The organism is Streptomyces niveiscabiei (assembly GCF_001419795.1).
Taxonomy (GTDB): domain Bacteria; phylum Actinomycetota; class Actinomycetes; order Streptomycetales; family Streptomycetaceae; genus Streptomyces; species Streptomyces niveiscabiei.
Map to the genome: position 1 here is coordinate 1 of NZ_LIRL01001177.1, position 1,643 is coordinate 1,643.

At 72.2% G+C, this 1,643-nt stretch carries 2 protein-coding genes; one reads left to right on the plus strand and one right to left on the minus strand.

Going from position 1 to position 1,643, the window contains the following annotated elements; translation table 11 throughout:
* Positions 1-884 (minus strand): ScbA/BarX family gamma-butyrolactone biosynthesis protein (locus AOK24_RS41675; RefSeq protein WP_055725089.1); only part of this gene is annotated, 884 nt, incomplete at its 3' end.
* Positions 885-989: 105 nt separating this feature from the next.
* On the opposite strand from AOK24_RS41675, the gene AOK24_RS41680 reads away from it, so the two are divergent.
* The coding region (locus tag AOK24_RS41680) for a ScbR family autoregulator-binding transcription factor (RefSeq protein ID WP_055725088.1) at positions 990-1,643 on the plus strand (654 nt) is incomplete at its 3' end.

Genomic DNA, 1,643 nt, shown 5'->3' on the forward strand with positions numbered 1-1,643 from the left:
CCCTCCTGGACGACCTTGAAGCCCCAACTCCCCTCCCCCGGCGCACACTCGACGCTCGCCGGGGGCGTCCACTCAGTGAAGCCGGTCGCCCTCAGGTCCGCGCCGAGGAGCCGGGCCCCGCGCCCGAGCGCGAGGCAGGCGGCCTGGCGGGCCGACTCCAGCAGGACCATGCCGGGGACGTGGTCGCTGGGGTGGTCGAAGAAGAGGGGGTGGCCGAGGTCGGCGGGGTCGACGCGTACGGTGCCGTCCGGCGCGCGGCGGACCATCACGCCGCCCTCGCCGGCCACTCCGACCTCGCCGGGTCCGGGACGCTCGCCGGTGATGCCGAGCGGCGGGCGGCGGGCGCGGCCGGTGCGCAGGGCGTCGTACTGGTGCGGGGTGAGCGTGCGCAGGCGGCCCTCCGCGTGGCCGAAGGGGACGCCGGCGCAGGAGAACGCGACCTTCATCGCCAGCGACAACGGGCCCGGGCGGGTGGGGACTTGCCGTACGTCGGAGAGTTCCGCCTCGCACAGGACGTCGCTCGCGCCGTACGCCGTGCGGGGTTCGGCGGCCGGGTCCAGGGTGAAGCCGACGGATCTGATGATCAGGCGGGTCTCCGGGGGGCTGCCCAGGAACACGCGGGGGATCAGCAGGCCCATCTGACGGATCGTCTCCACCACGAACACCGGGTCGTGGCGGCCCTCGGGGTCGGGGCGGAACGTGGAGTGGCGCAGCGGCCACTGGGCGGCGACCAGGAAGCGGGTGTCCGAGACTCTGAGCGCGTCCGTGAGCAGGACCTCCGCGACCGAGCGGCGGTGGACCAGGTGGCGGGGGACGGTGCGGTCCCAGGCCGGGGGCTGCGGGGCGGCGGACAAGTCGGGCTGAACGACAAGAGTTTCAGACATAAAATCATGAAAACAATGGTTCGCCGTGTCACTTCTGACATTTCTCCGCCGTGCCTATAGATCACCTGAAAGGCCGATGAGCCACCCCACGACCCGGAGGCGGAGATGCAGGAACGCGCGGAGACGACCAGGAAGGCCATCCTCGTCGCGGCGGCGAGACTCTTCGAGGAGTACGGCTACGCGGGCACCAGCATCTCCGACGTGGCGCGGGCCAGCGGATACACGAGCGGGGCGCTCTACTTCCACTTCGGCAGCAAGGAGGATCTCGCGCGCAGTGTCGTCGAGGCGCACTTCGCGCACTGGCCGCCGGTCGTCGCCGGGTGTCTGAGCCGGGGCGGCAGCGCGCTGGAGCGGCTCGTGCTGCTCAGCTTCGAGGTCGCCCGGGAGTTCCGCGACGACCATGTCGTCCGCGCCGGGAACCGGCTCTGGAACGAACGGCACGCGATCTCCGCGGAGTTGCCGGTGCCGTTCGTGGGCTGGATCTCCACGGTCGCGGACGTCCTCACCGAGTCCCGCGCCGCCGGTGAACTCTCCCCCGCCATCGACGTCCCCCGTACCGCCCGCACCGTGATCGCCGCGTTCTTCGGCACCCACACGGTCTCCGACGCGCTCTCGCGCCGCGAGGACGTGGAGGAGGCGGTCACCGACATGTGGCGCCTCCTCCTCCCGGCCCTCCAGTCCCACCCCGACACGGAGGGATGCCTGCGCCGGGCACGGGAGTTGGGGGCCGTGCGGGGAGAGGGAGTCGTGGTGGGGGTG